We start from the raw sequence: 23,654 nt of genomic DNA, 5'->3' as shown, positions 1-23,654 counted from the left end.
GCTATAAATTTTTATAAAAATAAATACTGGTGGCTATTCTAGATAGAAAATTTCTCTCATTGAGCGCTCGATCTTTGACTCATCGAGTGTATTGTTAAAAAATAAATTTAGTGCTAAGACCGCTTGATATAAAAGCATATCGGTGCCATCTTTTACACCAAGGCTGCTTTGCTTGGCCATTTCTAAAAATGGTGTTTGCTTGCCATAAATCACATCAAATGCAAATTTAGCATCCTTAAAAATGCTTTTTAAAATTTCTTTAGGTGCCGGTAAAAAATCATCCTTTAAACCAGCAGAGGTCGAGTTAATAACTAGATCAAATTTTTGCTCTTCGTAGTTATCCCAACTAAAGCATTTGTACTCATCTTTAAATTTCTCAAGCCTATCTTTGCTTCTATTTAGTATGCAAACATCAACGCCTTGTTCTTTTAATGCATAAGTTATGGCATTTGCAGTACCGCCAGCTCCAAGAACAATAGCTTTTTTTACATCTTTAAAATTTTTTATTGCCTTTAAAAACCCAGGCGCATCTGTATTGTGAGCATAAATTTTGTCATTTTTAAGCACAAGAGTATTTGCAGAGCCTATTTTGCGAGCTATATCTGAAGCTTCATCGGCTAAATTTAAAGCCCACTCTTTATGTGGAAGTGTTACATTTGCACCGTTTAATTTTAAGGATTTAAATTTATTGATTAATTCGCTGCCATCTTTTAGCAAGACTCTTGTATAAAGTGCTTTTAAGCCCAGGTCTGCAATGGTTTTATTGTGCAGCCTCGGAGATACCGAGTGAGCTATTGGATCTCCAAAGACTGCGAATGTTTTCATTTTGCTCTAAAGATAAAAGCGTCTTTATTGATATCTTTTCTAATATCGCCTACTGCTTTTTGAAGCGTTTTTTCATCAAATGGACCAACTAAAATTTTAGTCAACTCGCCAACTTTTATAGTCTTGTAGCTATATCCCTTAGCAGCGATCTTTTTCATATATTCAGCATTTGGATTAAATTTACTAGTCACAAATACTTGAACATAAGAGCCTTTTGTAGCAGGTTCGGTTTTAGCTACTTCAGCTTTTTTATCCGTTTTTTCTATTTTGGTTTCAGCCTTTTTTTCAATCTTTTTATCTACTTTATTTTCAGTTTTGGCTGGTTTTACCTCACTCTTTTTATCAGTAGTTGCTACTTTTTCGACTTTTTTAACTGGAGTATCCACCTTTGTCTCAGCTTTTTTTGCTGGTATTTCTGCAGGCTTTTCGATAGGCTTAACTATCTCTTTTGGCTCTTCAGTTTTAGAAATAGGCTTATTGTTTTCTTTATCTTTTAGCTTTTTGATCATATCTTCAAATTCATCTTGTTGCTTATTTTCAGGCACGATCGGTACTTGCTCAAAGAGCTGTGTATCGCCTTTTTTATTGTCTGAATTTGTATCAGCTATCGGAGCTTGTCTATCTACTGGCTGCTCGGCTGGTACTGGAGGAAGTACTAGTCTTGAATCAGCTTCATTTTGCGCTTGTGAAGGATCGCTTGAATTTACTAGCTTCATAGCAACTACAATAATCAAAAAAAGTATAATAAGAGCTGCTATAAATATCAGAAGTTTTTTTAGTTTCAATCCTCTTGCGTCATCGTCTCTTTCTAAAAGAATATCTTTTAACTCATCGTTTTCCACTTTTTATCCTTAATTACATATATTTTGACCAACTTGCCCCACGCTCTTTTTGATAGAGTTTATAAGGTAAAGTTAGTATGTTAAATTCTTTTGGCATATCGATATTTGGAAACATCCTCCACTCTTTAGGCAACTTCTGCGAAAGCTTTGCGTTGAGCATATTTGCTAGCTGGCAAGCCTCATTTAGCGTAGTGTGACCTTTATGCACATAAAGATGCAGATGTCCTGGCGTCTTACTCTCGTAGGCTGTAAAATTTATAAAGCCCTCTTCTCTTAGAAGAAGCTGTGCTTTATGCCAAAATCTATCTGGGGTTCTGCCGTTATAGTCAAAGACTATATTTTCAACTTTATCATTTGCATTTATTAAAGAGTGTGCGATAACAGCTTTGCCCTCTTCATGCTCTTTCATAATATTATAGGTCAGTGGCTCATTTATCTTTTCAAATTTATCAAAGAAAATTTTACCTCTGTATTCTATTTTATTAATGATCGTATCACGCTTGATATAGTAGTGAGTTGTAATAATCTTTATAAGTGCCGTATCAATACTTTGCATCAAAATGTCGCTTTATCATAGATTATAAATTTATGAGCAAGTTCAACTAGCTCAGCTTTTGTCTTCTCTTGTAAAGATGTGTTGTTTATATCGCTTAGCACGTCAGCTATTTTGTTTGCTATTAGTTCAAACTCAGCTTCTTTCATGCCACGAGCCGTAAGCGCAGGACTACCAACACGTATACCACTTGTGATAAATGGGCTTCTTGTCTCACCTGGAACCGTATTTTTATTTACCGTTATTCCAGCATTTCCAAGAGCGATATCTGCGTCTTTACCGCTAAAATCCCTATTTAAAAAGCTCATTAAAATTAGGTGGTTATCAGTGCCACCGCTTACTAGGTCAAAGCCTCTTTTTATTAATACTTCACCTAATTTTTTAGCATTTGCTTTTACTTGTTTAGCATAAATTTTCCACTCAGGGCTAAGGTTGTGCTTAAAGCCAACTGCCTTTGCTGCGATGACATGAACTAGTGGTCCGCCCTGAATGCCTGGAAAAATAGAAGCATTTATCTTCTTAGCATACTCTTCGTTATTTGTCATAATGATACCGCCTCTTGGGCCTCTTAATGTTTTGTGCGTAGTTGAACTTACAACGTCGCAGTATGGAAAAGGACTTTGATGCTCACCAGCAACAACAAGACCAGCAATGTGAGCAACATCTGCAAAAAGTATCGCCCCAACAGCGTCAGCTATCTCACGAAATTTTTTAAACTCGATCTCTCTTGTGTATGCGCTTGCGCCACAAACGATCATTTTTGGTTTTACTATCTTTGCAATATCCATGACTCTATCGTAGTTTATGCGGCCATCAAGCTCGACGCCATAGAAAAAGCTCTCATACATCTTGCCAGAGCTGCTGACCTTTGCGCCGTGTGTCAAGTGTCCACCATGGCTTAGATCCATGCCTAAAATTTTATCACCTGGATTAAGTAAAGCACCGTAAACACCTTGGTTCGCCTGAGAGCCTGAGTTTGGTTGAACGTTTGCAAATTCACATCCAAAAAGCTCTTTACATCTATCGATCGCTATTTGCTCGATCTCATCGACAAATTCGCAGCCACCATAATATCTCTTGCCAGGATAGCCTTCAGCGTATTTGTTTGTTAGGATTGAGCCCATTACTTCCATAACTTCTGGATATGTAAAATTCTCGCTAGCGATCATTTCAAGGTGATCGCATTGGCGTTTTAGCTCCAAATTTACTAGATCATAAATGTCTTTATCATAGCTTTGCAAACTCATTTTTCGTTCTCCTTTGTCTCAGTTTTTAGTGGCCTCATCGCTGGGAAGAGTACAACGTCGCGTATTGATTTTTTATCTGTTAAAAGCATGACAAGTCTGTCGATGCCTATACCCTCACCTGCAACTGGCGGCATACCATAGCCTAGGGCTTTTACATAATCTTCATCCATCTCATGTGCCTCATCATCGCCTGCATTTTTAACATCGATTTGAGCTTTAAAGCGGTTGTATTGATCGATTGGATCGTTTAGCTCATTAAAGCCATTTGCTAGCTCACGACCAGCGATAAATAGCTCAAATCTCTCTGCCACATCAGGGTTTGCGTCACTTCTTCTTGAAAGTGGACTGATCGAAATCGGATAATCGATAACAAAGGTTGGGTGGATGAGCTTGCTCTCTACATAGTTATCAAATAGTTCGGCTTGCAAGTGACCAAGATCAAGCTTCTCATTTGCTTCAAGGCCATCAGCTCTTAGTTTTGCTAAAATTTTATCTTTGTCATTTATGACATTCTCATCTAGTCCACCGATCTCAACGAGAGCTTTTTTGTAGCTTATTCGCTTAAATGGCTTACTAAAATCAATCTCCATGCCGTCAAAATTTACAACTTTTTCCATATCTAGCTTGTCTAAAATGACATTAAAAAGATCCTCTGTAATGCCCATTAAATCGTGATAGTTATGGTATGCCCAGTAAAACTCTATACTTGTAAACTCAGGATTATGAGTAAGATCCATTCCTTCATTTCTAAAATTTCTATTCATCTCATAAACAGCCTCAAAGCCACCTACTATAAGGCGTTTGAGGTATAGCTCAGGTGCGATCCTTAGATATCTCTCGACCCCAAGGGCATTGTGAAAAGTGATAAATGGCTTTGCGTTTGCACCGCCTGCTATTGGGTGTAGCATCGGTGTTTCAACTTCTAAAAAGCCTTTTTCTTCAAAAAATCTTCTAATCGTACTTATAATCACCGAGCGTCTTTTAAAATCAGCTCTAACTTCAGGGTTCATTATCATATCAAGGTATCTTTGGCGATATCTTGTCTCAACATCAACTAGTCCATGATACTTCTCAGGAAGTGGGCTTATCGACTTTGAAGCAAGGCTAAGCTCGCTTACATGCATGGAAAATTCGCCAGTTCTTGTTATAAATGCATAACCTCTGACATAGACGATATCGCCTATCTCTACGTATTTTTTAACAATTTTAAACCACTCTGGATCAAGCGTTTTATTGCTAAAGTAAATTTGTAAATTTCCATCTTCATCTTCGATATTTGCAAAAACCGCTTTTCCAGCATCACGAATTAGTTTTATTCTACCTGCAAGACCTACTAGCTGACCTTCGGCCTTTTTCTCTTCCGTATCATTAATGTAGTTAAATTTTAGTCTAAATTTAGAGATATTCATATCTCTTCTAAGAAAATGCGGATATGGATTAATACCTAAATTTCTTAGCTCATCTATGCTTTGTAGTCGTTGAATCTCATGTTGGTTGTCAAATATCACCTTACTTTCCCTTTATATTATTTTTTGAGCATTTTTCACAAATTCCATAAAGCTGCATCATATGGCCAGTTAGTTTAAAGCCATGATCTTTTGCGATACTGATTTGTCTTTTTTCTATCATTGGATCTTCAAATTCTATGATAAGGCCGCACTTTCTGCATATCATATGGTCGTGATGTGGCTTTGTGGCAAGCTCAAATTTTTTGCCTTGTGAACCAAAGCTGATTGATGTCACCATCTCTGATTCTTCAAGTAGATTTAGTGTTCTATAAACAGTTGCGATACCAATATTTAGCTCAGGGTGCGTTTCTTTTATAAAAAGATAAAGTCTTTCTGGAGTAAAGTGTTCGCCATTGTTGTATAGCGTTTTTAGTAAAATTTCACGCTGTTTCGTGTATTTTAAACCATTGTCGCGAAGCACTCTTTTGAATTTCTCAAGCAACGCATCATATTCTAAATTTTCTATCATCTTATTCCCCTTTTGTGATATTAGAGTCGGTATTTACACTAGCATTTGCATCCATTGAGATAAATGCATCAGTTTTATTTGTATCCATTGGTCTTGCCACTATCTCATCTAACTCACTTTTGATATTTTTCACATCAAGATTTGTTATCCACTTGCCAGTTTCTATCAAAACCGGATAGACTTTACTGTTCGCGAAATAAGGAGCAATTATATTATTTAGCGAAGTGCCAGATATTACAGCAACTACTGCCGAAAATGTTAAGAAAATTTTTCCACTTCCCATAACAAATCCACCAAGTCTATCCAAAAAACCAAGCCCACTTACTGAAACTATTTTTGATAAAAATTTACCAACTAGTAAGCAAACTAACCAAAAAACTAGCCAAAGAGAGATAAATGCAACAAACTGTAAAAATGAAGGATTTTCAAATTTATATATATTTTTAGTTATAAACTCACCAGATAGATCTGAAAACCTGCTAGCTATAATTAAGCCACCGATAAGTCCGATAAGCCCGAAAGCTTCTTTTATAAGTCCATTTAATATGCCTTTTATGCCAAGCATCAAGACAAGAGCAATAATAATAATATCAAACCACGTTACTAAATCCATTATACAGTTCCTATTAAATTTTGAAGTTCTTGCTGACTAGTTGAATAAGCTAGCGCATTTTCTTTTGTAATCTTACCCTCTTTTAGGACTTTCATCAAAGCCTGAGTTTGCGTACTCATACCAGTTTGTTGTTGATTTAGCTGCATCTGAGAATAAATTTGATGTATTTTATTTTCACGTATCAAGTTCGAGATAGCCATATTGTTTATTAAAATTTCATGCACAGCGCACCTTCCACCGCCTATCTTTGGGATTAGACTTTGTGAAACGACAGCAGTTAGCGAAACGCTAAGCATATTTCTTACTTGAAGCTGCTCACTTCCATCAAAGCTATCGACAATCCTATTTATCGTTTGTATGGCTGAATTTGTGTGAAGCGTACCAAAGACCAAGTGTCCAGTCTCAGCCGCCGTAATAGCCGTTGAAATCGTTTCTCTATCTCTCATCTCGCCCACAAGTATGATATCTGGATCTTCGCGAACCGCAGATTTTAGAGCCCTTGAGTAAGAAGTTGCGTCAGTGCCGATATTTCTATGAGAAAATAGAGCTTTTTTATTGTTATGCACAAACTCGACTGGATCCTCAATTGTAATAATATGCTTTCTATAATTTAAATTTATTTCATTAAGCATAGCTGCAAGAGTTGTTGATTTACCACTTCCTGTTGGTCCGGTAACCAAAATAAGACCTTTTTCACGCTTAATAATGTGTTTAAAAATTTGTGGGGCATTTAACTCATCAAGAGATGGGATATTGATTGGGATTATACGAAAAGCAGCAGCTAAATCACCATTCATGGTATAGTAATAGTTACCACGAAAGCGACCAATATCTGGAAGCTCGATCGCAAAGTCAAGCTCTTTATTATTCTCAAGTTCACTTTTTTGTTCATCAGTAATCAAAGCAAAACATAAATTCTCTATATCCTTGCCACTTAATACGCCAAAATCAATGGGCTTTAAAGCACCGTCTACTCTTATTTGCGGCTCAGATCTTGAAACAAGGTGAAGATCGCTTGCCTTATCACTTACAACAGTTTTTAAAAGTGTTTTTATATCGCCAGTAAGATTATTAAGGCTATTATCTTCTGGTATTTTTACACTTAAATTCTTCGCCTGAAGCTGTTCGATTAGATCCATATTTTTACCATTATTCTATTATTTTTGGTACAGCAAAAAAATGCCCTTCACGTGAAGGAGCGTATTTCAAGATCGTATCAATCACATCGCTTGGTCTTGGCTCATCTTCTCTTAAAGGCGTGCCACCTTTTATAGAGCTAACTACAGCTTCATCGCTGCTTAGATCAAGTTCATTTAAAATATCAACAAAAGATACAATCTCGCTTAGTTGTTTTTTTACTTCTTCTCTTTTTTCATCACTGATTTGTAAGGCAGAAAGTTTTTCTAATTTATTTAAAAGAGTATCATCTATTTGCATTATATAAGTAACCTTATTAATTAATTTTGAGCCATTATATCACATTCAAGCTTTAATTTTGGGATAGTTTTAATTTAATTATGTTAAAATCTGCGAATTAAAATTTTTTAAAAATAAAGGAAAAGCGTTGGCTATAAAAGAAGATCTAACACAGATAAAACAAGAGATTGGTGCTCAAGAACAGTTTTTAGAAAGCATGATCAAAGGTGAGCGTTTCTTTAGAAAGTATAAAAAATTTATGATAATTGCCATTATTGTTGCTGTAATTGCAATTATTGGATTTTATTCGAACAAAATAATAAATGACAATAGAATTGAAGATGCAAATTTGGCTTACTCAAAGCTCATTTTAAATCCAAGCGATGCAAATGCCTTAAGCATTTTAAAAGAAAAAGAACCAAATTTATATGCGCTTTTTTCACTTCAGCAAAAGCTTGATAAAAATGAGACAGATGACATTAGTGAGCTTGCAAATTTAAAAGTAAATCCTATAGTAAAAGATATTATTCTTTCACAAAATGGTAATGCAAACACTCAAATTTTAAGCGAATATAGCACGCTCTTAAAAGGTTTTGAGCTTTTAAAACAAAACAAAATCAAAGAAGCAAATGATGAGTTTAATAAAATTTCACTCGACTCTCAACTTCAAACTTTAGTTAAAAATTTAAAACACTATCAGGGAATAAAATAATGAAAAAAATTACTCTTTTCTTGGCTTTTGCCTTGGCTTTAGTTTTAAGCGGATGTGGCACAAAAAGACAATATTTCGAGCCAGCTCAAACCTCTGGTAAAATTTCTTTGTCAAAAGATATGCCATCTTATATCAAATCAGCAAATGCAAATGGTGCCACTCTTGATAACGGCAATATTATCACCAAAAATGGTCTAAATACAAACATCAAGTTGCCTGAAAATTTTAATTTTTTAAATGAAAACAACGGCTTTATCATCTCAGCTAGTATAAATGGCGATCTAAATGTGACAGATCCTAACGGACGCAGCGTTTATAGCAATAAATTTCCAACAGCAATTGTTGCTGCCTCTCTTGATCAAAACTTATTAGCAGCTATCAGCGCGGCAAACCACATCTATCTAATAGACATAAATACCGCAACAACAATAATGGAATATAGCTCGTCTAATATAGCAGCAGTTGATTCAAGGGTCGTAGCACCATTTTTTATGAGCTCGCTTATCGTTTATCCGGCATTAGATGGCAAAATTTATATAGTACAAAAAGAGACTGGTAGAATTTTACGTGACGTGGTCGTAAGCTCTGAAAATTTCTTTAATAACATCATATTCTTAGGCGTTGAGGGCGATAATCTAATTGCAGCAACAGCGAAAAAACTAATCGTTATAAATCCAAACCAAACAGTTTATTATGATGGCGAAATCAAAGATGTATTAGTTAATAACGATGAAATTTATATATTTAAAAAAGATGGTACGATCGTAAGAACAAATCTTATGTTAAAAGAGCAAAATAAAGTAAATTTCAAATTTGCCATCTTCTCAGCAGCTACTATTATCAATAATAAGCTTTACATAATCGAAAAAACAGGCTACGTTATAAAAACAAATTTAGACCTAAGCGGGGCTGAAATTTATGAGTTTAGCGATGAGATAAAAGACAAAAGTTTTATGGGCAATGACGCCTTTTATTATGATAATGAGCTTGTTAATTTAGGACAATGAACCAAAAAATTTGGGAGCTTTTTGAAGCCAGAAAAATCCTTTTAAAAGATATCAAAGTACTTAATACAAGTGAATTTAGCACAAAAAAGACGCTTGATATCTTTTGGGGAGTGGACAATAAGAGCTTTTACAATCTTGTCTTTTTAAGAACAGCAAAAAGTAGATTGCTACGCAAAGAGGCTTTGGAGCTTGAAGAAATTTCTAAAAAAATAGAGATGAAATTCCAAACAAGCCTAAGAAAAAAAACTATATTTTATAGCTCAGAAATTTGTTCTAAAGCCTTAAAAGAACTACAAGATAATAATTGGCGATGTTATGATTTTGTGTAATATAGGCAATACTAACGCTACATTTTTAGAAGATGGCAAAATCTCACGTATGAAAATTTCTGAGTTTAAAAGCTATAAGCCAGAAAAAAAAGTATATTTTATATCCGTAAATGATGAAATTTTAAATATTTTAAAAGACAATAAGATGTTTGTGGATCTAGAACCATTTTTTACCATAGATACGATATATCAGGGTCTAGGTGTAGATAGAATCGCAGCATGTTACTCTATAAATAATGGCATAATCGTTGATGCTGGAAGCGCCATAACAGTTGATATTATGGCAAATTCTATCCATCTTGGAGGATATATCTTGCCAGGTATTTCAAGTATGCTAAATGCCTACAAAAGTATCTCGCCACGACTTGATATCACTATAAATTCACAAATTGACATAGATGCACTACCACAAAAAACAACCGATGCTGTGAGTTATGGCATTATTAAACCGATAATAACTCTACTAGATAAGCTAGCCGGTGACAAAAAAGTCTATTTTACTGGTGGAGATGGCGACTTTTTGTCAAAATTTTTTAAAAATGCTATTTGCGACAAGATGCTTGTTTTTCGTGCCATGCAAAAGCTAATAACTGAAAAGAAAGATATGATAATATGATAACAGTAGCACTACCAAAGGGAAGAATAGCCGAGGCAACACTAGAAATTTTTAGAAAAATTTTTGGTTCAAGTTTTTTATTTGAAGATAGAAAACTAATCCTTGAAGAAGGAAATTTTAGATTTTTAATGGTTCGCAACCAAGATATCCCAACTTATGTCACAGAAGGTGCAGCTGATATTGGTGTTGTGGGACTTGATGTACTTGAAGAGCACAAGCCAAATGTTGTAAGGCTACTGGATTTAAAAATCGGACAATGCAAAGTTTGTATTGGCATAAAAAACGACTCCGAGCTAGACCTAAACCAGCCAGAGCTAAAAATAGCCACAAAAATGCCAAATATAACAAGAAATTATTTTACAAAACAAGCCGTAGCTGTAAAGATCATCAAGCTTTATGGCTCGATCGAACTTGCACCATTAGTTGGGCTAAGCGATGCAATAGTTGATGTAGTCGAGACTGGCTCAACCATGAAGCAAAATGGGTTAAAGATCGCTGGTGATATCATGCAAAGCTCAGCTTATCTAATAGCAAATAAAAATAGCTTTATTATTAAAAAAGATGAGATTTTAGAGCTTTACAAAAAAATCAAAGAGGAAATTTAAAGTCCTGCTGGCTCATCATAAAGTGTAAAAATTTCTCTAATTATAAAGTCCGACTATTCGCTTATAAATTCTTTTAGAATAACACATTGGTAGTCACTGACACACTTTTTATATTAATTTATCTTAATAGATTAGTACTGACATACAAATAACGATCTAAACGTAACAAAAATAGTAGTCTCCAACGAGCTAAGAGCCAAACATAAGCTAAAGTCTCATCACGAGTATCTAAGCTTTGATTGTATTGATTTCCATCAAAATTAAGGTGATGATACTAGTAAATTTAAAGAGATAGGTGATAATGGCTGCACTAGCTGTCATACAAATGTGATAGATAGCAATAAAATATCAGCACAAGCTCAAAAGATGTATGCCCACTATAAAAAACTTCTTGGCAGTGATAAAGAGCTAAAATGTGTAAGCTACCACTATAATGCAGGATATAGCGCTGGCTTTAGAAATTACCTTGAATACTGGAAGCCAATATATAAAAATTTATGAAAATAAGATGCTTGAGCAAAAGATTGATACTAAGAAAAAATTTTGAAAGACGATTATAACCCTACAAAAGAAGAAGAGGAATTTTTAAAACAAAAGGCCGATAAGAATAACACAAAACCTATTGGTAGTTTTTGACGGGATAAGTCTAAACTTTCTTATTAATCAGGCAAGTAATTTAAGCTTGCCTAATTTTACCTATTACGTAAAGCTTTTTAATACAAATTTTTATTATAAAGATATAGATAAATCTAAATTGGAAAAATTTATAAAAATATTAAAGATAAAATAATAAATTTTAGTTTTTAAATTTTAAGAAATTTGCACAAGCTCTTTGTTCTCAAGCTTGTATGAGTTGTCGCATTTAGCTGCTAGATCGTTGTCATGAGTAACTAGCACAAGGGCAGCGCTATTTTCATTTACATAGTCAAATAAAACTTGCATCACTTCATTTGCTGTTTGCTTGTCAAGGTTACCAGTTGGCTCGTCTGCAAAGATGATCTTTGGCTTCTTGGTAAGTACTCTAGCAATGCTCACGCGCTGCTGCTGACCGCCACTTAGCTCACCAACTTTTTGATTTATCACATTTAAAATTTTAAGCGATGCAAGATCATTTTTTTCTATCTTTTCACCAGATAAAATACTAGCAAGCTCAATATTTTCATAAGCACTAAATCCTTTAAAAAGATAATGCGACTGGAAAATAATGCCAAAATGAAGCCTTCTAATGGCCAAAAGCTCGTTTTGAGAAAGCTCATAGATAGATTTATCTTGATAGATGACCTCGCCAAAATTTGGTTTCAAAAGCGTTGAAAGTATATGTAAAAGTGTTGATTTTCCACAACCGCTAACGCCAGTTATCGCAATGCTTTGTTTTTGATTGAGAGTTAAATTTATATTATTAAAGAGCGTATAATCATACGCAAAGCCTAGATTAGACGCTCTTAAAATTTCCATTAGCCTATTTGAGCAGCAACTTCTGCAGCAAAGTCATCTACTTTCTTTTCTAAGCCTTCGCCAAGTTCAAAACGAACGTATTTTACGATCTCGATCTTGCCACCAAGCTCTTTGCTTTTCTCTTCGATAACTTGTTCTATAGTCTTTTTATCGTCCATTACATAAAACTGGCCTAAAAGTGTAAGGCGTTGGTCAAGCACTGTGTTATCAGCGTAAAATCTCTCGATCTTGCCAGGAATGATCTTATCCCAAATTTTCTCAGGCTTGCCCTCAGCTTTTAGCTCTTCTTCGATCGCTTTTGTAGCTTTTACAAGCTCAGCCTCGCCTATCTGGCAGCGACTAGCATACTCAGGGATGTGGTGAAGTGGCTTGCCTAGGCGTTTTAGCTCTTCATTGTCTTTTTCAAGCTCAGCGCGAAGTGCGATAAATTCTTTCTCAACGAACTCTTTATCAAGATCTTTATAGCTTATAACGCTTGGCTTCATAGCAGCTGCGTGCATACATAAATTTCTTATAAATTCTGCTGCCTTGTTTGCAACTTCAGCACTTTCGCAAGCTGCACCGATAAGTACGCCAACACGGCCATTTGAGTGAACGTAGCCATTTACCACACCCTTATCATCAGCGCTAATAGTCTCAAAGCGGCGAACCACAAGGTTCTCACCTATAGTTGCGATCTGAGTTTTGAAATAATCTTCAAATTTAACACCATTTAATGTGCTCGCGTTTAGCTCTTCAACTGTCGCTATGCCACTTGATTGAATGTGAGCTGTTGCGTCTTTTGCAAGCGCTTGAAACTGTGGATTTCTAGCAACGAAGTCAGTCTCAGAGTTAATCTCGCTAATAGTTGCTTTTTTGCATTTTGAGCAGACTTCAACACTTACTAAGCCCTCGCTTGCAAGGCGGTCAGCCTTTTTAGCAGCTTGGCCTAGGCCTTTTTCACGAAGGATGTCAACAGCTTTTTCCATGTCGCCATTTGCTTCGCCAAGTGCCTTTTTGCAGTCCATCATGCCAGCTCCAGTTGATTCGCGGAGCTCTTTTACCATTTGTGCAGTTATTTCCATTATTCTTCGTCCTCGCCAAAGTCTTCTTCGCTCATAGCCTCAGCTACAACTGCGTCTTTCTCATCTTGGCTTACTTCTTCGCCAGCAGCTTGCTCGCCACCATCTTGCTCAAGAAGTGATTTGCCTTCGTTGATAGCCTCAGCCATCTCTTGGCAGAAAAGCTGAACAGAGCGGATCGCGTCGTCGTTTCCTGGGATCGGATAGTCAACAACGTCAGGATCGCAGTTCGTATCGATCGGTGCTACAACTGGGATCTTTAGACGGTTTGCCTCTTGAACAGCGATCTTTTCTTTAACTGTATCAACAACAAATATCATATCAGGTAGGCTTTTCATATTGCGGATACCGCCAAGAGTTGCGATAAGCTTCTCTTTTTTGCGGCGAAGCATCAAAGCCTCTTTTTTAGTTAGCAAATTTATCGAACCATCTTCTTCCATAGTCTCGATAACTTCTAGTTTGCGGATAGACTGGCGGATAGTACCGAAGTTTGTCATCATACCACCTAACCAGCGGTGATTTACATAAGGCATGCCGCATTTTTCAGCGTACTCTTTTATAGCGTCGATAGCTTGTTTTTTAGTACCAACAAATAGCACTGACTTGCCTTCAGCAGCTGCATCACGAACGATGTTGTAAGTGTAGCGGAAATAGCGGATAGTCTTTTGTAGATCTATAATATAGATACCTTTTCTCTCACCAAAGATAAATTTTTTCATCTTTGGATTCCAGCGGCGTGTTTGGTGACCAAAATGTACGCCACACTCTAATAAATCTCTCATAGTTACCATGAGTTTCTCCTTGTTTTAGGCATTTTGCCTTGAATTTAGTTTTATCCTCCACGACCATTAATGCTTTCGCACAACCAAATTTAGGATTGTCGTGTGTGAAATAAAGGGGGATTATACTTAAAGTAATATGAAATTAAACTAAAGTTTATTTACTTAATTGTGAGTCTTCTTCGATTTTTATTAACTTAGCAAAAATTTCTGCCAATGCTTGCCTTTGTTCGGATAAAATTTCAAGCTTCTTAACATTTAAAAGAATGCTTACAAACTCCTCGTTTTGTAGTGTTTCTACGCCAAATTTTCTTGCGTTTGTAGTAATTTTTAGCACAAGAGGATTTTTTGATTTAAAGTTTTCGTAAGGCATTCTTTCTCTACTTTCAAAATTATAAAGTGGTTATAAAAAATTTATAATAAATTCGGACTCGAATTTATATCAAACTTTTATTCTTTTATCTCAAAACTAAGCGTCGTTTTCAACGTCTTCTTTATCACACTTCGCAGCATCTGGATAAGGTCTTTCATAAATCACCTCAAATACCCAGAATCCTGGTCTTGGAGCTAACACTTCAGTGATGCCTTGCTCATCAGTCACACCATAAAACGCGTGCTTATGGTCTAAAATCCAGCAAAAGTACCAGTTAGCTTAGCTCGCTCTAGCAGCTTTCCATCAGCAAAAACCTACAATTTAAAAGGCTTATCTACTCTAAATTCCGCTGGATTTTGTAGCGGCACGATCTCGATTTTAACTCCAATAGGTTTAGTTACGAAGTCGTTTGTTTCACCTAAATTTAAGACTCTCTTAGATGTTATCGTCATCAGCCGGCAAATCTGTATATCACTTAGATCCTTTAGATCAAGCTTAGTTTTGTCTATTAACCACTTGCCATCACTACGTTTTTTAAGCGAATACATAGGATTTTGCTGTGCTAGTAAGATATATGTGCCTTTGTCTAATCTTTCGCCCTCATAGCTGTAGTTCTCGCCACTTTGTGTAAGCTTCTTTTTGCTACCATCTTTACTTATTACAGTAATTGGCGCAAAAAGATGGACGCGTTCGGCCACAATAGGCTCTAGCTTTGGAAAATCGTCGCTATAACCCATATTTGCGATAAATTTTCCTAGCTTTTCATCATTAGCTCCATCTACCCAAAAACATATGTGCTTGCGCCATATAAAAGGCTCCTGTTAACATAATGGCGGTCAAAATTTTACCTATTTTCATGATTTTCCTTGTTATTCTTTTTGAGATTTGATGTCAAATTGTAGCTAAAAATTATTATATTTAGCCATTTTTTAGATCAAATTAAATATCAAAACGTTCAATACAATTTAGCTGGCAAATTTTAACAGGCAAGCAATGAAGCTAAAGATTTACTTTTATCTTTTACTATTTACCGATGTGGCTCTATTCATCACAAATCCACAAAAACGCCCGGTCCTACTCTGTTTGCGGTATGAGAATAATTCATCCGTCTCAAAAGTACAGCGAGGATCTAGCGATATTTGCTCTACCCCGAGCTTAGCAAATTCGTCCAATAAAGCTGCGTTTATATCAAATTTTCCATCATTTTTGTATCGGTTAAATTCACCAAGATCTAGCTTGCCTACTTCGTAGTTTTGCACTTTGATATTTGCGCCTATAAATACGCGTAAATTATTAGCGCAGCAACCAAACTCACTCGTCATTAGTCTTACCGCATTTGTGCAAATTTTACTAGTAACACCTGCGCGTCCCGCATGCACAGCTGCGACTACGCCAAGATGTTCATCTATTATCAAAACAGGTGCACAATCAGCGACTAAGACGCAAAGCGCCACGCCTTTTAATGATGTTATCACACCATCACACGGAGGTAGATCATCGTTAAAATCTTGCAGAATTTCCACTCTATTTGAGTGGATTTGGCTCATAAATTTTAAATTAATAGGCATAATGCCAAGCGCTGTTGCTAAAATTTTACGATTTTGTGCAACCTTTAGTGAATCATCGCCAATATGATCTGCTAAATTTAAGCTCTCATAAGTACCCTCACTCACACCGCCAAATCTATTTGTAAAGCCAGCTAATACGCTATTTTTATCAAAGACGATCTCTAAATTTTCACGCATTTTATCCACCTAATAAAGGCTAGAAATTCTCTCGACCTCGTCCCAGCTAAGGCCGCCATTTTGCTTAGCTTCAAGCATCCTAGCCACGTAGCGAGCCAGCAGGTCGCTCTCGATATTTACGCGTCTGCCGACCTTGAAAGTGCCAAAAAGGCTATCTCTAAAGGTGATGGGAATGACCGTGAGCCTGATACCTTTTGGCAAAATTTCATTTATCGTAAGGCTCACGCCCTCAACGCCCACTGAACCCTTGTTTGCCATCAGAGCCATCGCTTCGCGCGGTAGATCGATGTAAAAATCAACGCCGTTTTCATGCTTTTTGATAGCCGAGATCACGCCAATAAAGTCGATGTGCCCCTGCATCAAATGCCCATCTACTCTGTCTCCTAGCCTCATCGCAGGCTCGATATGCACCTTGCCAGTTAAATTTTCAACCGCGACATTTGCTCTGCTTTCTGCGCTTAGCTCCACACTAAAGCCATCATCATATAGTTTTGTCACACTTAAGCAAGCGCCATTTACTGCGATACTATCGCCTAAATTTGGGCGAAATTTAGCCTTTAGGCGTAAAACATTTTGCGAGTAGCTAATGACCTCGGCGAGCTCCCTGATTAAGCCATTAAACATATTTTTGCCTTTATTTTTTTTGAAGATTTTACTAAATTTTGCCTAAATTTGGGTATTAGCATATTTGATTATTTTATATATTCAAGTAGATGGCAGGAATGGAGAAACTTTTAGTAGTAGCATCAAGAATACTAGTAAAAATTTGGTGGCAAGCTACTTATTTATAAAAATTTATTAGGCAAGTCTGGTGTAAAACTTTACTATAAATTTTAGATAGTATGCCAAAATCAACAAATACTCTATGAATAAAAATAATACAGCCTTAGCTTGTCTGTAAGATCAGCCACGTCTTGCTAAAATCGCGTGCTGCCAGGTCGTCCCTCTTTATCCATAGATAAACTCTGCCTTCTCCGTCCCAGTCCATATCGCCCTCATCATCACTATCTATCTGTAAAAGTAGTTGCCACTGGGTAACATTTTTCTCAAATTCCGCTATTCTTGGGTTGTGATAAGCGCTACCATCACCACAGCTAAACCCATTTGTAACTAGCTCACACTCTAGCTCCATGCCATCTTGGACATTATCAGAGTGCCCAAGAAGCTTATTTTCTTTGGCCTGCCAGCTTGGCTCAATAACCTCATGATAGGCCTCCCACTCAGCTTCACTAATTTTACTAAATGGCACAATCGAGCTTTGTAAATTTGGCAAATTTATCTCATTTTTAAAGCCGAGCAAGCGCGCGTTAAATGTAGAATTCTCTCCCTCTAAACTCTCTGCTCTCCTGCGAGAAAGTGACTCATCATTTACATCAGAAAAGATCACTGCAAAGCCATTTTTATCGGTAGGATCATAGCCCCAAATACGCAAATTTCTATCATAAAAAAGATAGAGCATTCCACTTTTTGGCAGTAGTGAGTCAATGTCAAATTTGCTAGCTTCAGTAAAATTTATCTGTGCCACAAAACTTAAAGCGCCATTTTCATTTAACGGCCACGATAAACCATCTGGCAGATCTGGCAAGCCGCCAAATTTAGACGCTCCAACGGCGATATCATCGTCATTTTTAGCTTGCGTATCTATCCTTATGGCATTTCTTGCTAGTGGCTTTAAAAAGTCAAAAAGTCCGTCCAAACCGCGCTCTTTGCACTCTTTATAAATTTCATCTATATTCATAGTTTTCCTTTTTAGCAAGCATCAATGTAGATATGATACTTTTTGCAGTGCAAACAGCGAAACAAATACCCAGCAAAGTTACCACCCGCCACGAGCACCTCGCGCACCATTTTCACGTCATATTCATCTCTTTTTGCGTAGTCGTCAAAGACCTCGTCTGCTATGCCAAGCTCTAAAAGCTCCTTTGTGCCCACATCTCCCAAAAATGCGCAATAATCATCACAGCAAGCCACCCAGTGCTCGCCCTGCCAGCTCTCATAGCCTGGCGTTCTTCTAAAAAGCTTGTCATCTTTTTTGGCGTCATCCGTGTCTAGTTTGTCGGCGTCTTGCACAAAGGTAGCGTCAAATTTCTTAGCAGCTTTGCCACTTGCGATGCAGGCTGGGCAAAGATAGGTGACATCTTGTTCGCTATAGATGCCATTATCATAGTAAATTTCGGTGCTTTCGCCGCAGCACTCGCAAACCACACTCATATCATCTTTAAATGCGCCAGTTTTTAATGGCTCTAGGTGATAGCGAAATTTTGGCAAAGTGGCGGCCTTTGCCTTTTGGGCTAAAATTTGCCCTTTACTTTTTGGCCTTGGCACCGCCAATTTGTCACCTTCATCCGCAAACTGCGCCAAGTAACCAAGCATTTTTAGCTGCTTTTTATCACTTTTGTCATGTATTTTTAAAAGTAAGTCGTAAGCACTCTTTCTCATAGATAAAAGCTGATAAACATCGACTAAAACATACTTTGCGCAAATGTCATCACAATTTTCCAACTCTTCTTTAAACTCATAGAGTGCCTCAATGCTAGAAGCATTGCCATTATTTTTATAATATTCTTTTGAAAGAGTGATATATTTTTCTTGGAATTTATTCATTAATACTCTTTATGTGGATTTGATATTAACAATTTTAGTGTTTAAATCTTAAAGATATAAAAGCTAGTGTAAAAATTATGGCCGTTAAAGCGATTAAATTTATATTGATTTTTAAATTATTTTAGTATTTTGGTAGATGACGCCACAAACAAATTTGATAAGTATTCTTACAAAATTGTTGTGACTATAAATTTATTCTTCAAATGCTCCGATAGAGAGAATTTTTTCTATTCTTTTTGCTACAAGATCATTTATATCAAGCTTTTCAAGCTCAGCTAACTCTGAGATAAAATAATTTGCAAGTACTTTTGCAGCACCATCTTTATCTCTATGAGCTCCATTTATCGGCTCATCTATAACAGCATCAATCAGTGATAGACTTTTTAAATCATCAGCTGTTATTTTCATAGATTTTGTAGCTTGTTCCTGTTTAGCTGGGTCATTCCAAAGTATTGCTGCACAGCCTTCTGGAGAGATAACTGAAAACACAGAATTTTTCATCATGGCAAGTCTATCAGCCACGCCTATAGCTAAAGCACCACCACTTCCACCTTCGCCTATGACAACAGCAATTATTGGAGTTTTTAAATTTGCAAACTCAAACAAATTTCTAGCTATGGCTTCACTTTGTCCTCGCTCTTCAGCTCCAACGCCTGGATATGCGCCTGGAGTGTCTATGAGAAATAAAATAGGTAGATTAAATTTCTCAGCCATTTTTGCAACTCTAAGAGCTTTGCGATAACCCTCAGGATGAGGCATACCAAAATTTCTTCTTAGTTTATTTTTAGTACCACGACCCTTTTGCTCACCTATAACAACAGTCTTTTTACCACCGATGTAACCAATGTAGCAAACAATAGCCGGATCATCGCGAAAAGCTCTGTCGCCGTGGATCTCATATCCATCAACCAAAAATGACTTTATATAATCAATAGAATATGGTCTATCTGGATGACGAGCGAGCTGTAAACGCTGATATTCGTTTAAATTTTTATATACTTTTGTGATCTCTTTGTATAGGTTTTTATTTAAAATTTCAACAGCATGTTCATCGCCTCTGATCCTAGCATTTGCTATATCTTCATCAATTTGTTTTATGCTTTTTTCAAAATCTAAATAATTTGACATCTTAATCCAACTTTTTAAATATTACGACGCCATTTGTGCCGCCAAAGCCAAATGAATTGCTCATAACTGCTTTTAGCTCAGCCTTTCTAGCCTTGTTTGGAACGTAGTCTAGATCACAATCAGGATCAGGCGTTTCATAGTTTATAGTTGGAGGGATGATGCCATCTCTCATTGCCATTATAGATATAACAGCCTCGATCGCACCAGCACCACCTAGACAGTGTCCAGTTTGACCTTTTGTTGAGCTAACCGGTGGACATTTGTCACCAAAAACTGCTTTTAGTGCCGCAGTCTCATTCTTATCATTTACAGGTGTTGAAGTACCGTGCGCATTTACATAATCTATCTTTACACCTTTTGCCATATCAAGCGCTTGTTTCATCGCACTTAATGGGCCTTCAAGTGTTGGTGATGTGATATGGTGTGCATCTCCACTCTCACCAAATCCAACTACTTCAGCATAAATTTTAGCACCTCTTGCAATAGCTGACTCATATTCTTCAAGCACAAGTGCACCGGCTCCTTCACCCATTACAAAACCATCACGATTTGCGTCAAATGGCCTTGAAGCCTTGCTTGGCTCATCATTTCTAGTTGATAGTGCTTTCATGGCAGCAAAACCACCTATTCCAACACCACAAATCGTAGATTCAGCTCCAATAACTAGCATATTTGTAGCTTGGCCAATCATAATGCATTTTGCTGCTTGAGATATTGCATGAGTACTTGCCGCACAAGCTGTTACACTAGATAAATTTGGGCCTTTTAGCCCATGATTTATTGAAACTATGCCACCTAGCATATTTACAAGTGCTGATGGGATGAAAAATGGCGAAATTCTCTTTACGCCTTTTTCAGAATATGTAATTGAATTTTTCTCAATATTTGGTAAGCCACCTATACCAGCTGCTGAGCTAACGCCAAATTTATGAGCTTCAAACTCTTTGAAGTTTGCGTCGGCCATAGCTTCATTAGATGCCTGTATGCCGAGTTGTATGAAACGATCTACTTTTTTTACCTCTTTACCGTCTAAAATGCTATTTGGATCAAAATCAGTTATTTCGGCAGCAATTTTAACAGGAAAGTCGCTTACATCGAAGCTTGTAATCTCCTTTACTCCCGTTTTACCCTCGCAAATAGCCTTAAAAGAGCTCTCTTTATCAAGACCAAGTGCGTTTATCATACCAATACCAGTTACAACGACTCGTTTCAATACATCTCCTTAAATCAAACTGTGTAAATTTTAATTATTTACCTAGTTTTTCTATATAATCTACAACGTCTTTGATGCTTATTAATTTCTCTGCTTCGCTATCAGGAATTTCTACTTCAAATTTTTCTTCTAAAGCCATAACTAGCTCTACAACGTCAAGTGAATCTGCACCCAAATCTTCGATGATCTTAGACTCTAATTTTACTGCTTGTGGATCTACACTTAGTTGCTCTACAACTACGTCTCTTACGTCTTCAAATACTGCCATTTTAAGGTCTCCTTATAAAAAATGTCTGTTATCTTATAATATTTACGCTTTTATTTATTTTAAATTTCAAAACTTGTTGAAATTTCATTACATATAAAGTCCGCCGTTTATTTTTAGCGTCTCACCAGTCACGTAACTTGCGTGATCGCTCAACAAAAATGCAACAGCCTCAGCTACTTCACTAGCACTGCCGAAACGTTTTAGCGGGATGTTATCGCTATAAGTTTTCTTCACCTCATCGCTTAGCCCATGTGTCATATCAGTCTCGATAAAGCCAGGAGTTACACTATTAAAACGGATATTTCTACTTGCACCCTCTTTTGCAAAGCTCTTGCTCATGGCGATTAGTCCGCCCTTGCTAGCTGAATAGTTTACCTGTCCAGCGTTTCCCATCTCACCAACGATAGATGCGACGTTTACAACCGCTCCAAAGCGCTTTTTACTCATAATTTTTAAAGCCTCTCTACATCCGATGAAAGCTGAAGTTAAATTTGCATTTATCACATCTGTAAATTCGCTAGTTTTCATACGAAGCGCTAACTTGTCATTTGTTATGCCAGCGTTATTTACGAGGTAGCTTAGTTCACCGTCGCTATCGACTATCAAATTTATACCTTTTATAAACTCATCTTCGTCAGTTGCGTCAAATTTTATCACTGCAGCCTTGCCGCCATTTTGCTCGATCTCAGCTTGCAAAGCGTCTGCTATCTCAGGCTTTGAGCGGTAGTTTATCCACACTTTTAAGCCCATATTTGCAAGCGTTTTTGCAATCTGTGCACCGATACCTCTACTTGCACCTGTTATTAGCACGTTTTTTCCGCTAAATTTCATAAATTCTCCTTATTTTTTCTAATTTTTCAATGATTGTAGCTTATATAAGCTTAACGTCTAAATTTTGCCACCTTTTTCCCATTTTATCTTCTTGCCAAAACCGAGAATATTACTTGTAAATTTTAGTTTTTCAAGATTTATGCACCAAATTTTTGGATCCATTGCTTTTGCATAAAAAAATCTTTCGAAATAAATTTCTATTTCATTTTCTTTGGCCTCTCTCATCACTCCTTGAAACTGCACGCCCTCTATCTTGCCAACGATCTTTGTATCAAGAGCGACCGTACCAGCAACAAGCTTTGAGTTTTTTAAAAATTTGATATGCGAGCTATCATCTGAGCTAGCTAGCAAAAGGCTAAAATTTACCTCATCAAAGGCGTAAAATGCGCTAAAAGCGTAAGGCTGTCCCTCCTCATCAATAACGCAAACGCTAGCGAGGTGCATCTTTTTTAGAAATTTAACTATCCTATCATCCATCTAAATTCCTCTAAAAATATCAAGAATGGCTTGAAATTTAAAAATGACAAAGAGCAATATAGCAATCCAGACCAAAAAGATGATGAGCTCAACTAGGCTAAACTTATCTTTTGCTACTTTTTTAAAAATAAGTATCGTTAAAAATGCTCCTAAAAAGCCGCCAATTAGCGAGAAATAGTGGATCGCATTTACTTTTACAAAGCTTGGTAAAAGCCCTTTAAAAAACAGTGAAAACATCAAAACAGCAAGCAAATTTGCGAGTATAAAGTAGTAGCCAACGACTGGCAAAATAGGCCAAAGCCTAGCAAAAACAAAGCTTAAAACAGTGATAAGCATCAGCAAAAAAACCCTAGTCCCAAAACAACACATCGCCCGTCCTTTTTTGACGCATTTTACAAAATTTTGGCTTTATGAAATTAAAAATTTGCCGATTTAGCCCCAAAAGGATTTAATAATGCAAACAAATTTTTACTCTCAAGGAAGCTACAACAACATGAGCTTTTCGATGAAAACTAGCTCAGGCGATGAGATAAGCTTTTCTATGTATGACAACAAAAGTTTGGAGTTTTCTAGCCAGAAAAACGGCACTTCAAGCCAAAGAAGTCTAACTCTAACTCACGAATACGGCTATGAGTTTTTATACAAAGGAAACGGCATAGATGAGCAGGATATGAAAGAGATCGAAGAGGCGATGAAGCAAATTCGCCCACAAGTTGATGAATTTATGAAAAACGTCAAAGAGGGTGACAAGATCGCAGGTAGCAGTCAAAGCATAAGTGATATTTCAAACAAGATCAAGCAGCTATTACCTGAGCCAAAAGACCTAAATCACAAAAATTTCATAAATGACAATATGCTAAAAATGTTTGACGAGCTCCTAGCTCAAAATGAGGCAAACAAAAACCTACTAAGTGCGACAAAAAGGCTATTTGACACTTTGCTTTATGAGAGCAATAAACTATCTTACTACGCATAAAT

The 23,654-nt window shown here is 36.6% G+C and carries 32 protein-coding genes; 7 read left to right on the top strand and 25 right to left on the bottom strand.

Translation table 11 applies throughout. From position 1 onward, the window contains the following. Positions 1 to 33: 33 nt before the first annotated feature. Genes CVS84_RS04460 through gatC form a run of 9 tightly spaced genes read right to left on the bottom strand, consistent with a single transcriptional unit; the run spans position 34 to position 7,494 of the window. Positions 34 to 825 (bottom strand): shikimate dehydrogenase, encoded by a 792-nt coding sequence (locus CVS84_RS04460; protein WP_107691335.1) that lies wholly within the window; start codon positions 823 to 825, stop codon positions 34 to 36. After that, on the bottom strand, positions 822 to 1,667 hold the full coding sequence (locus CVS84_RS04455; protein ID WP_107691334.1) for an SPOR domain-containing protein: 846 nt from the start codon (positions 1,665 to 1,667) through the stop codon (positions 822 to 824). Before CVS84_RS04455 ends, CVS84_RS04460 begins: the two co-directional genes overlap by 4 nt. Before the next feature lie 13 nt (positions 1,668 to 1,680). Then, the gene (locus CVS84_RS04450; protein ID WP_107691481.1) at positions 1,681 to 2,223 is read right to left on the bottom strand and encodes a DUF1882 domain-containing protein; all 543 of its coding nucleotides are present in this window, start codon (positions 2,221 to 2,223) and stop codon (positions 1,681 to 1,683) included. After that, positions 2,223 to 3,467 (bottom strand): serine hydroxymethyltransferase, encoded by a 1,245-nt coding sequence (locus tag CVS84_RS04445; RefSeq protein ID WP_084041231.1) that lies wholly within the window; start codon positions 3,465 to 3,467, stop codon positions 2,223 to 2,225. Before CVS84_RS04445 ends, CVS84_RS04450 begins: the two co-directional genes overlap by 1 nt. Continuing rightward, a complete protein-coding gene (lysS, locus tag CVS84_RS04440) occupies positions 3,464 to 4,972 on the bottom strand; it encodes a lysine--tRNA ligase (RefSeq protein WP_234411905.1) in 1,509 nt (502 codons plus the stop codon). The genes CVS84_RS04445 and lysS overlap by 4 nt, the downstream gene beginning before the upstream one ends. Positions 4,973 to 4,976: 4 nt before the next feature. Continuing rightward, positions 4,977 to 5,444, bottom strand: coding sequence for a Fur family transcriptional regulator (locus tag CVS84_RS04435; protein WP_021091630.1), 468 nt, complete (start codon positions 5,442 to 5,444; stop codon positions 4,977 to 4,979). 1 nt (position 5,445) lies between these two features. Then, positions 5,446 to 6,057 carry a CvpA family protein gene (locus tag CVS84_RS04430; protein ID WP_084041229.1) on the bottom strand — a complete coding sequence of 204 codons (612 nt, stop codon included), beginning with the start codon at positions 6,055 to 6,057 and terminating at the stop codon, positions 5,446 to 5,448. Further along, positions 6,057 to 7,196, bottom strand: coding sequence for a type IV pilus twitching motility protein PilT (locus tag CVS84_RS04425; RefSeq protein ID WP_230862215.1), 1,140 nt, complete (start codon positions 7,194 to 7,196; stop codon positions 6,057 to 6,059). The genes CVS84_RS04430 and CVS84_RS04425 overlap by 1 nt, the downstream gene beginning before the upstream one ends. 10 nt (positions 7,197 to 7,206) lie before the next feature. Continuing rightward, positions 7,207 to 7,494, bottom strand: coding sequence for an Asp-tRNA(Asn)/Glu-tRNA(Gln) amidotransferase subunit GatC (gatC, locus tag CVS84_RS04420; RefSeq protein ID WP_072594515.1), 288 nt, complete (start codon positions 7,492 to 7,494; stop codon positions 7,207 to 7,209). A gap of 127 nt (positions 7,495 to 7,621) precedes the next feature. Between gatC and CVS84_RS04415 the strand changes: the two genes are divergently transcribed. From CVS84_RS04415 to CVS84_RS09615, 6 genes are all read left to right on the top strand, one after another. Then, positions 7,622 to 8,185, top strand: a complete 564-nt coding sequence (locus tag CVS84_RS04415; protein WP_107691332.1) for a hypothetical protein — start codon at positions 7,622 to 7,624, stop codon at positions 8,183 to 8,185. Continuing rightward, positions 8,185 to 9,192: an L-seryl-tRNA selenium transferase gene (locus CVS84_RS04410; protein ID WP_107691331.1), complete on the top strand. Its 1,008-nt coding sequence runs from the start codon at positions 8,185 to 8,187 to the stop codon at positions 9,190 to 9,192. Before CVS84_RS04415 ends, CVS84_RS04410 begins: the two co-directional genes overlap by 1 nt. Beyond that, complete coding sequence (locus CVS84_RS04405; RefSeq protein ID WP_107691330.1) at positions 9,189 to 9,521, top strand: hypothetical protein; 333 nt, start codon at positions 9,189 to 9,191, stop codon at positions 9,519 to 9,521. The genes CVS84_RS04410 and CVS84_RS04405 overlap by 4 nt, the downstream gene beginning before the upstream one ends. Beyond that, positions 9,508 to 10,137, top strand: coding sequence for a type III pantothenate kinase (locus CVS84_RS04400; protein ID WP_107691329.1), 630 nt, complete (start codon positions 9,508 to 9,510; stop codon positions 10,135 to 10,137). The genes CVS84_RS04405 and CVS84_RS04400 overlap by 14 nt, the downstream gene beginning before the upstream one ends. Further along, the gene (gene hisG / locus CVS84_RS04395) at positions 10,134 to 10,742 is read left to right on the top strand and encodes an ATP phosphoribosyltransferase (protein WP_084109560.1); all 609 of its coding nucleotides are present in this window, start codon (positions 10,134 to 10,136) and stop codon (positions 10,740 to 10,742) included. Before CVS84_RS04400 ends, hisG begins: the two co-directional genes overlap by 4 nt. Positions 10,743 to 11,069: 327 nt before the next feature. After that, positions 11,070 to 11,243 carry a hypothetical protein gene (locus CVS84_RS09615; RefSeq protein ID WP_167496287.1) on the top strand — a complete coding sequence of 58 codons (174 nt, stop codon included), beginning with the start codon at positions 11,070 to 11,072 and terminating at the stop codon, positions 11,241 to 11,243. 309 nt (positions 11,244 to 11,552) lie between these two features. On the opposite strand, the gene CVS84_RS04385 is transcribed toward CVS84_RS09615, so the two are convergent. The 16 genes from CVS84_RS04385 to CVS84_RS04315 form a co-directional block, all read right to left on the bottom strand. Further along, complete coding sequence (locus CVS84_RS04385) at positions 11,553 to 12,197, bottom strand: ABC transporter ATP-binding protein (protein WP_107691328.1); 645 nt, start codon at positions 12,195 to 12,197, stop codon at positions 11,553 to 11,555. Continuing rightward, positions 12,197 to 13,261, bottom strand: a complete 1,065-nt coding sequence (gene tsf / locus CVS84_RS04380) for a translation elongation factor Ts (protein WP_107691327.1) — start codon at positions 13,259 to 13,261, stop codon at positions 12,197 to 12,199. The genes CVS84_RS04385 and tsf overlap by 1 nt, the downstream gene beginning before the upstream one ends. After that, a complete protein-coding gene (gene rpsB / locus CVS84_RS04375) occupies positions 13,261 to 14,049 on the bottom strand; it encodes a 30S ribosomal protein S2 (protein WP_002941277.1) in 789 nt (262 codons plus the stop codon). The genes tsf and rpsB overlap by 1 nt, the downstream gene beginning before the upstream one ends. Before the next feature lie 145 nt (positions 14,050 to 14,194). Then, positions 14,195 to 14,410, bottom strand: coding sequence for an acetyltransferase (locus CVS84_RS04370; protein ID WP_107691326.1), 216 nt, complete (start codon positions 14,408 to 14,410; stop codon positions 14,195 to 14,197). Between the two features lie 96 nt (positions 14,411 to 14,506). Next, entirely contained in the window at positions 14,507 to 14,638 is a 132-nt protein-coding gene (locus CVS84_RS09715; RefSeq protein WP_265094311.1) for a hypothetical protein, read from the bottom strand. A gap of 86 nt (positions 14,639 to 14,724) precedes the next feature. Further along, positions 14,725 to 15,156, bottom strand: coding sequence for a DUF4198 domain-containing protein (locus tag CVS84_RS04365; RefSeq protein WP_265094312.1), 432 nt, complete (start codon positions 15,154 to 15,156; stop codon positions 14,725 to 14,727). A gap of 267 nt (positions 15,157 to 15,423) precedes the next feature. Further along, the gene (locus CVS84_RS04360) at positions 15,424 to 16,155 is read right to left on the bottom strand and encodes a polyphenol oxidase family protein (RefSeq protein WP_107691324.1); all 732 of its coding nucleotides are present in this window, start codon (positions 16,153 to 16,155) and stop codon (positions 15,424 to 15,426) included. A gap of 9 nt (positions 16,156 to 16,164) precedes the next feature. Beyond that, positions 16,165 to 16,779: a riboflavin synthase gene (locus tag CVS84_RS04355; RefSeq protein WP_107691323.1), complete on the bottom strand. Its 615-nt coding sequence runs from the start codon at positions 16,777 to 16,779 to the stop codon at positions 16,165 to 16,167. A gap of 262 nt (positions 16,780 to 17,041) precedes the next feature. Further along, complete coding sequence (locus CVS84_RS04350) at positions 17,042 to 17,893, bottom strand: YwqG family protein (protein WP_107691322.1); 852 nt, start codon at positions 17,891 to 17,893, stop codon at positions 17,042 to 17,044. 11 nt (positions 17,894 to 17,904) lie between these two features. Further along, positions 17,905 to 18,759 (bottom strand): CbrC family protein, encoded by an 855-nt coding sequence (locus CVS84_RS04345; protein WP_107691321.1) that lies wholly within the window; start codon positions 18,757 to 18,759, stop codon positions 17,905 to 17,907. Between the two features lie 192 nt (positions 18,760 to 18,951). Further along, positions 18,952 to 19,887, bottom strand: coding sequence for an acetyl-CoA carboxylase carboxyl transferase subunit alpha (accA, locus tag CVS84_RS04340; RefSeq protein WP_107691320.1), 936 nt, complete (start codon positions 19,885 to 19,887; stop codon positions 18,952 to 18,954). Between the two features lies 1 nt (position 19,888). Then, positions 19,889 to 21,100 (bottom strand): beta-ketoacyl-ACP synthase II, encoded by a 1,212-nt coding sequence (locus CVS84_RS04335; RefSeq protein WP_107691319.1) that lies wholly within the window; start codon positions 21,098 to 21,100, stop codon positions 19,889 to 19,891. Between the two features lie 34 nt (positions 21,101 to 21,134). After that, complete coding sequence (gene acpP / locus CVS84_RS04330) at positions 21,135 to 21,368, bottom strand: acyl carrier protein (protein WP_054197141.1); 234 nt, start codon at positions 21,366 to 21,368, stop codon at positions 21,135 to 21,137. An 87-nt stretch (positions 21,369 to 21,455) separates the two neighbouring features. Further along, the gene (gene fabG / locus CVS84_RS04325; RefSeq protein WP_107691318.1) at positions 21,456 to 22,199 is read right to left on the bottom strand and encodes a 3-oxoacyl-ACP reductase FabG; all 744 of its coding nucleotides are present in this window, start codon (positions 22,197 to 22,199) and stop codon (positions 21,456 to 21,458) included. A gap of 57 nt (positions 22,200 to 22,256) precedes the next feature. Further along, positions 22,257 to 22,676 carry a pyridoxamine 5'-phosphate oxidase family protein gene (locus CVS84_RS04320; RefSeq protein WP_107691317.1) on the bottom strand — a complete coding sequence of 140 codons (420 nt, stop codon included), beginning with the start codon at positions 22,674 to 22,676 and terminating at the stop codon, positions 22,257 to 22,259. Beyond that, positions 22,677 to 23,045 carry an L-arabinose ABC transporter gene (locus CVS84_RS04315; protein WP_199906109.1) on the bottom strand — a complete coding sequence of 123 codons (369 nt, stop codon included), beginning with the start codon at positions 23,043 to 23,045 and terminating at the stop codon, positions 22,677 to 22,679. A gap of 85 nt (positions 23,046 to 23,130) precedes the next feature. Between CVS84_RS04315 and CVS84_RS04310 the strand changes: the two genes are divergently transcribed. Continuing rightward, positions 23,131 to 23,652 (top strand): ATP/GTP-binding protein, encoded by a 522-nt coding sequence (locus CVS84_RS04310; protein ID WP_107691316.1) that lies wholly within the window; start codon positions 23,131 to 23,133, stop codon positions 23,650 to 23,652. The last annotated feature ends 2 nt before the right edge of the window (positions 23,653 to 23,654 follow it).

The sequence above is a fragment of the Campylobacter concisus genome, assembly GCF_003048575.1.
In the GTDB taxonomy this organism is placed as follows: Bacteria; Campylobacterota; Campylobacteria; order Campylobacterales; family Campylobacteraceae; genus Campylobacter_A; species Campylobacter_A concisus_U.
This window is presented reverse-complemented; position numbering and strand designations above follow the sequence as displayed.